This window comes from Ancylobacter dichloromethanicus (genome assembly GCF_018390645.1).
Classification (GTDB): Bacteria; Pseudomonadota; Alphaproteobacteria; order Rhizobiales; family Xanthobacteraceae; genus Ancylobacter; species Ancylobacter dichloromethanicus.
The window spans coordinates 1-6,744 of sequence record NZ_JAHBGC010000008.1 but is presented as its reverse complement, the minus strand read 5'-3'; the positions used below and the strand labels follow the sequence as shown (position 1 = coordinate 6,744).

The 6,744-nt window shown below is 57.0% G+C and carries 5 protein-coding genes and 1 pseudogene; 1 reads left to right on the top strand and 5 read right to left on the bottom strand.

The window, feature by feature from the left end; genetic code table 11:
- Nucleotides 1-99: 99 nt before the first annotated feature.
- The 3 genes from KHC23_RS04855 to dcmA all read right to left on the bottom strand — a co-directional run bounded on the left by KHC23_RS04855 (nt 100) and on the right by dcmA (nt 2,743).
- The gene (locus tag KHC23_RS04855; RefSeq protein WP_244414045.1) at nt 100-618 is read right to left on the bottom strand and encodes a hypothetical protein; all 519 of its coding nucleotides are present in this window, start codon (nt 616-618) and stop codon (nt 100-102) included.
- Nucleotides 619-712: 94 nt separating this feature from the next.
- Nucleotides 713-1,699 carry a CmcJ/NvfI family oxidoreductase gene (locus tag KHC23_RS04850; RefSeq protein ID WP_213370069.1) on the bottom strand — a complete coding sequence of 329 codons (987 nt, stop codon included), beginning with the start codon at nt 1,697-1,699 and terminating at the stop codon, nt 713-715.
- 177 nt (nt 1,700-1,876) lie between these two features.
- Nucleotides 1,877-2,743 (bottom strand): dichloromethane dehalogenase, encoded by an 867-nt coding sequence (gene dcmA, locus KHC23_RS04845; protein ID WP_213370067.1) that lies wholly within the window; start codon nt 2,741-2,743, stop codon nt 1,877-1,879.
- A gap of 690 nt (nt 2,744-3,433) precedes the next feature.
- On the opposite strand from dcmA, the gene dcmR reads away from it, so the two are divergent.
- The gene (dcmR, locus tag KHC23_RS04840) at nt 3,434-4,231 is read left to right on the top strand and encodes a transcriptional repressor DcmR (protein WP_013214746.1); all 798 of its coding nucleotides are present in this window, start codon (nt 3,434-3,436) and stop codon (nt 4,229-4,231) included.
- 257 nt (nt 4,232-4,488) lie between these two features.
- On the opposite strand, the gene KHC23_RS04835 is transcribed toward dcmR, so the two are convergent.
- Both KHC23_RS04835 and KHC23_RS04830 read right to left on the bottom strand, forming a co-directional pair.
- Nucleotides 4,489-5,724 carry an IS701-like element IS1357 family transposase gene (locus KHC23_RS04835; protein WP_013214745.1) on the bottom strand — a complete coding sequence of 412 codons (1,236 nt, stop codon included), beginning with the start codon at nt 5,722-5,724 and terminating at the stop codon, nt 4,489-4,491.
- Nucleotides 5,725-5,789: 65 nt separating this feature from the next.
- Nucleotides 5,790-6,628 (bottom strand): annotated as a pseudogene (locus KHC23_RS04830) (IS5-like element IS1355 family transposase).
- Nucleotides 6,629-6,744: the final 116 nt, after the last annotated feature.

Genomic DNA, 6,744 nt, shown 5'->3' with positions numbered 1-6,744 from the left:
CATGTTCCCGGAGAATTCGCCAAGCCGAATTCCAACCGCATTCCGGACGGCACCTTGACGGCCTGCGCACACCCCTAACAAGACTGGATCCGACAAGCCCTAGGAGGGGCGTTCGAGGCGGCGCCGGACGTTCATTTCCTGTTCGAGCCGCCAGGAACCCTCCTGATCTAGGATGTAGCCTCCCCAGTGAAACCTATCATCGGCGATATCCGTGAAGGACCAACGGAGCGGCGTGCCGTTCGCGGCGAAGCCATCGAGCTGGATACCGTAGTCGACGGCCTTGGCGGTCAGAGTGACCAAAACGCCCGAGGTCGCTCCGCACCATATCACTGCCCAGGTGTCGGCATCTGGATTGTAGCGTCGCAAGGTCGTGCCAATACCGCGCTCGCCTGGTCGTGCGCTGCCTGCTCGTGGGTAGGTCAAAACGTCTTGGATTACTCTGCCGTCGAGCACCCAGCCAAATGACCAGACGCCGGGCCCATCGATCGACACCGAGCCGTCCGAGTCGATAAACCTGACGTCCGCATCCCAGACCCCTACGAATTGGCCAAACAACAACGCGCCCGCGCCCGCGCCGAAGTCAGGGTGAGGAGTGGAGGACTGCAGCAGCTCGGCCAAAGGCCATCGTGTTGTGCCATTACCATCTAACATTGTGAAAGCCTTCGCTGTGAGCCACATTCTGAGGCGCCTGGGTCTATTTTCGATTTCGACATCAGTCAAAAAGGGCGACGCATCTTACTTCGATGCTTTGCCTTTCTGGCGCATCAGCCGGGGTGTTGGAATCGCTGAACGCTGAGTGAAAGCTGAATGTGCAGGGAGCGTTACCATCGACCCCATAGGAATCAGCGTGCCGACCATTTGATTGAGCAAGCCCTCCCGCAGAATCCCATGTTTTGATCAATATTACCTCGTCCCGCGTCATAAGCGGATAATACCACCACTCATGGTGCTGCCCGAACTTCGCGAAATAGTTTTCACCGATGCGATCATGATAGTGGATTTCGAAAACTACCAGATCATTGGGCTCAACGTTCTGCCCATCGCATAGCGCTAAGGGGTCGCTCATTACGGGCGAGAGACCAATGCTGCGCCACACGTTGATAAGGGCAAACCGCTTGCCCTCATCCAAAGTACGAGACACGATTTCGGGCGTGAGCAGCGATTCACCCTGACCAAGCACGGCCCGCAGCGTGTCGTTGACGCCTGGCGGGCTGGCCAGATCACGTAGGCGCTGTGGTGCACTCGTGAGGGTGTAATCGCCATGCACGACGTGGATCGGTTTCTGTACCTGTTGGCCACCGGCGATGCGCTTCGCGCCGCCCATGTTTTCGGCTAAGCGGACGTTGTGATCGAACGCAAAGACCTGCGCTGCATTCGTGGCCTGCCTTACGATCTCGGCACACTCAGGGTAGTACTCCCGAACGACCTGCCGGTTATCAAAAAACTGGAGTTCAGGTCGCTGCAGAGGCCGATGAAGCAGTTCGAAACCGCGTACATTGAACTGTCGCCAGGATTGATCGAGGTTGCGCTGCCGCGCGTCATTGATCACAACGTCCCGATGTTCCATCACCGCCCCGTGATGCGCGCCGTCGTTGCCGTCACGGTCACGGCGAGCGAAGACCTTGCCGTTGCGATAGAGCGAAGACTCTACGGATTTCGCGAGGTAGGTGAGTCGTCCATGGGTAGGTGACTCGAGCATTGACATTGTCCCGTTATCGAAGGATTGACATTGTCCGGTCATCGAAGGAATGCGATGAACAGAACGGACGGACACCGTCTATTCGGGCTTCCGGATCGCCGACAAGGATCGGATCTTGCTCCGAGCCTTGCCGGCGCCGAGGCCGTGCACGCAAGTTATCCTGCGCGATAGCGCGGTCTAAGCGACTGCCGCGCCCTCCTTCTCAACCCGCTTGAAGTAGTCCTCTGCCTTCTCGTTCAAGTAAGGAATTCCATGGTTGTGTCCGCTGAAGACCTCCGTCCCCTTCAACACAGCCGTCTTGCGCTTAAACATACTCGCCGTTAACTCGCCTCGGATCATTTTCCCGACGTTCGTATACTGCCACTCGCTCACGGTCTTCGCGTGAGGCCGTTCAGATAGTTTCTTGAACCATGCCGCGATTTTGGGGAATCCTTGCCAGACACGGTCCGGAATGATCTTGCCGGCCTCATGCGACACGAACTCATGGAAAGCGGCCAAATCCGCATAGCTGACCTCATCCCCGCAAACATATTCGCGGTCCCTCAGCCAGTAATTCTCTAGCGTCCCCATGGCTTCGTACAAAAGGGTGCGCCCTTTGTTTTGCTCCGCGGTGAATTTTGGACTGTACGGCTTCTCCCCATAGATCAAACAGCCGAAGATGTTCCAGTGGAACGCCCCACCTCCAAGGCGGAGAGTATAGGCGTACCATTGTAGAAACTGGTTGATCTGCGCCCTCTCTTGCGTGCCGCGTCCGAACCAGTTGCCGGCGCCGTCGAACTTCTCGTTCACGTAGCGCGCGATGGCTACGCTCTCCCAAACGGTGAACTCACCATCAACGAGAATCGGAACCTGCCCCGTCGGGTTGTACTTATCCCTGAACTCTTGCCTCTCGGTGATGTCCGTGGTGATGTCCACGACTTCTTCCTCGAAGGGAACGTCAATCTCATACATGAATTGATGTGCTGAGCGGCATGGCTGGGACCCCGGATGATAAAGTAGGCGCAAGGTCTTACCCGTATGTATGTTCGTTGGATTCGGGCTCACGTTATCCTCCCTTACTGTGGTTTGCTAACCGCATCAGGCCGCTCGCTTATTGGCTTGTCGCGCGCGATCCAGATGTCGGCGGGCTAGTTCTATACAAGGCTATGCATCTCTGTCAAGCTCTATGTGACGGAATTGCATAGCTATTAGCAGCGAAAGCGAGAACAGATAGCGCACGGTTGTCATTCACGAGAACAGGAGGCCCTTTTGTGCAACTGCGGGGACGACCACAAGCGCTTATTGCGCGCGTTTCGAATGACGAGGGCCACCGCCGCGACGAATGCCCTGGCGGAAACAAGGGCTTTGGACGTGGCTGGCGTCGGCGATTAACCAGCATATCGAAGGGGATGGGGCGCGGGGAGGAAGGCGTAACGGGAGGCTCTCGGCGTCGGCTCTTGACCGACTCCGGTGACATCAGTCGGGCGGCTGCACACCCGGCGCCTGAGCCCGATCCGAGTGGTGGCGGGCTGTGCCCACCCCTCATCTTCCCGACATAAACCTTTTGACGTTGCGGCCGAAGGCGCTTTACTCATCGGACCCACCGAGTCCCTCCAGCGTTTCGGAGTCACGATATATCAAACTTACGCAGCGTTGCGCTATTCTGATGGATAGCCTAACTACAAGGGTCTCGACGGGCTGTCGGCGTCGGGGGCTTACCCGTCCCAGGAGAGGGGCCTTGCGAGGAAGAAACGGATGACCAAAGAAAGATCACGCGCAGCGAAGCGTAGCGAAGAGGAGCTGTTAGACATTAAACAGGCAGCGAGCCTGCTCAACGTAAGCGAGGCATCACTTCGGCGGTGGACCGATTCGGGAAAACTGCCCTGCTATCGCGTCGGGGATCAGCGGGCGCGGCGGTTTCGGCGTGAAGATCTTGTCGCCTTCGTCAGCGTGTCTCAGGAGACGGCCAGCCCGGCCCAGGGCGCGGATCGACCGGACTCTGTAAAGAACGCGGCGAAAACTCAAGTCGCCGGAATGGACATAGCATACCACGATCATATTTGCGCGATCTATGGACGGCCTGCCGGCCGTCTTAAACTTTCTGTCCCGTTGTTAAGAGAGGGCCTAAAGGCCGGGGACATATGCTTTCTTAATGCCACCCAACCTGGCAAGGCTCACATTCTAAAGGTCTTGCGCGAGGTTTACCCCGACGTGCACAAAGCCATTAAAGATGGTCAGTTAATTTTCCCCGCACTTAAAAGAAATAAAGCGGAAATGCTCGATCAACTGGAAGAGATGTTTCTTAAGGCCACATATTCCGGTGAACAAAAGCTGCGGCTTGTTGGTGATATGGAGTGGGCGCTGTCCGTCGACTGGAGCGAACAGGAAGTATATGAATACGAGCTAGAATATAATAACACTCTTGGCCATCGCTTCCCGATAATAAGTCTCTGTCAGTACGATGTTAGAGTTTTTTCGAGTAAGGGAATACTTGATGCGCTCAAGAGTCATGAAGATACCTACAAGTATCCACTGAGAGATTGTTGTATTTAGTTCAAGCCTTGGAGGATCCCAGCCAAGCATCGGTAGGCTGGTAAGTGTCCGGTGACGACCGCTTTTTACCATCACAATCTGTGATAGCTACGATTTGCCTTAGCATTACAGTTGCCTACTTGCTTTGAAATGCGCCCGCTGAGCGGCGGCCTGGTGGGCTCTGCGCCAGAGCGACCATGCGATGATGTGTGCGGGCTGGATGCGCTTTCGAGCGAGTCTGGTGGCGATGCGGCGGACTTCCTGGATTGACCAACGGATCAATGACGGGGTGGTGAGGCCTTTGCTTTTGTCTTGGTTCGGCGTTGCTTTTTTTTTGGCACAACCGGATTAGCGCGATGGCGGATCACCGCCATCATGGCGAAGGCGAGCATCACCAGGGACACGTGACGGTGCCAGCCATGCCAGGATCTGCTCTCGTTGTGATCGAGTCCGAACTCGTTCTTCGCGGTTTCGAAACTGTCCTCGATCGCCCACCGATGGCCTTCGACCGCCACCAGCGTTTCGATGGATGTTCCCGCTGGACACCAAGTGGTGAAGAAGGCGAGATCGCCATCGGCGATATGGCGACGGATCAGTAGACCTCGCGTCCAAAGACCGTGATTTGTGTCGTTTGATTCTTCGACTTCTAGATCGGCCAACTCGAGATAGCACCAATCATGCAGCCGCGGTCCTTTGGTTCCGGCCCCTGTCGACAGGCTTTTCCAGTCGGACGAGCGGAGCGTCCGGGCGATGTCCGCGGCCGCACCGGCAACCGATCGCCGCTTGCCCCAGGATTGAAATACATGAGCACTGCTGACCCCGAGCACATAGCCTTTGCCTGCTTTGCGTAGTTGCTGTTCGATATCGCCAACGCCGTAGACGGTATCGCCGGCGACCCACTTGAATGGGACGGACGCGGCTATGGCGCGTGCAATCATTCTCGTCGCAAGCCTTGGTTTGGTCGCAAAGCCGGCATCGGCGGGCACGTATGCGGCTTTGAGGCGAGTTGGATCGTCGGTCCATTCCTTCGGAAGATACAGCGCGCGATCGATGAACGCATGACCGTGGCGCGATACGTAGGCAGCGAAGACGCCAATCTGGCAGTTCGTGATCTTGCCCGCGGAACCAGTATATTGCCGCGCCACTCCGCACGACGCCTTGCCCTGCTTGAGAAAGCCGGTCTCGTCGATCACGAGGACCGCATCGTGATCCGCCAAATGCTCGATGACATAATCGCGGACGATATCGCGCAGGCCATCCGCATCCCAATCCCTGCGCCCCAGGATCGCTTGTTGCCGCCAAGGGCCAGGATCGCCAGCTGCCTCCGCGCGCATCCAGCCGGTTTTGCGTTGCTCATCTCCGAGAAGGCCTTCCAGGAACAAGCCTGCATTCCTCGCAACGCGATCTTGATTGAACAACGGACGTATCCGTTTCTTGATCTCACGAAGCGACGCCGCCCACAGCGCAAGCGTCTCTTCAATCGACGCTGTCTGCGCCCACGATCTTCGAATCATGGTTGCCCATGGATTCAGAAATCTCCATAAAAGGCAACTGTAGTGTTAGAGTCTGTCCGGACACTTCAGGCCGGATTGCAGAGTTTTCTGAGCATGAGACGGATTGAGGCGAGGCGCAAGAACGCCAACGCCTTTCGGTTGAGGCACTCCCAGTCCTTGGCAAGGCGGCGGCAGCGGTTGAGCCACGCAATGGTGCGCTCGACGATCCAGCGTTTGGGCAAGACCACAAAGCTGCCGACCTGATCGGAACGTTTGACGATTTCGATCTCGATATGCGGTCGAACTTTCGCGAGCGCATTGGCAAATTTCGGTCCTTTATACCCGCTATCTACGAACAGCTTCTTCAAAAACGGAAACATCTCGAACAGTGTGGCCATCACGAGAACGCCTCCATCGCGATCCTGAATGTCGGCCGGATGAACGACGGCGTGGAGCAGAAGACCTACCGTGTCGACGAGAATGTGCCGCTTCTTGCCCTTGATCTTCTTGCCCGCATCGTACCCGTGCGGATCAATGCACGCCCCCCTTTTTCTGCGCTTTTCACGCTCTGGCTGTCGATGATGGCCGCGGTCGGACTGGCTTTCCGCTGCGCTCGTTCGCGACACTGCTCATAAAGCGCGTGGTGGATTCGCTCCAATGTGCCGTCATAGGTCCACAGATCGAAGTAGCCGTGGACCGAGCTTCTCGGCGGCAGGTCTTTCGGGATCGCGCGCCACTGACAGCCGGTCGAGAGAATGTACATGAGGCCGTTCACCACCTCCCGCATGATCACCGTCCGCTTGCCCCCGCCAGTCTTGCCCGGCGGGATCACCGGTTCGACCAGTCTCCATTCGTCGTCGGTCAGATCGCTCGGATATCGCAATTTGCTGCGGTCGTAACGGGCGCGGTTCTTGCTCGTCCACATCGGTGACCCCTCCTCGAATCAGGCCACTACTCTTGAATCACAGGTGATTCATATGATTCAAGGTGCCGTCGCGGAGTTGGTAGGAATTGAGGTTGGCGTAGTCTCCGGGGTGATCA

What these genes read in the sequence shown, in the direction of transcription:
- KHC23_RS04850 (WP_213370069.1), bottom strand. Translation starts at nt 1,699, where the DNA reads ATGCTCGAGTCACCTACCCATGGACGACTCACCTACCTCGCGAAATCC.
- dcmR (WP_013214746.1), top strand. Translation starts at nt 3,434, where the DNA reads ATGACCAAAGAAAGATCACGCGCAGCGAAGCGTAGCGAAGAGGAGCTG.
- KHC23_RS04835 (WP_013214745.1), bottom strand. Translation starts at nt 5,724, where the DNA reads ATGATTCGAAGATCGTGGGCGCAGACAGCGTCGATTGAAGAGACGCTT.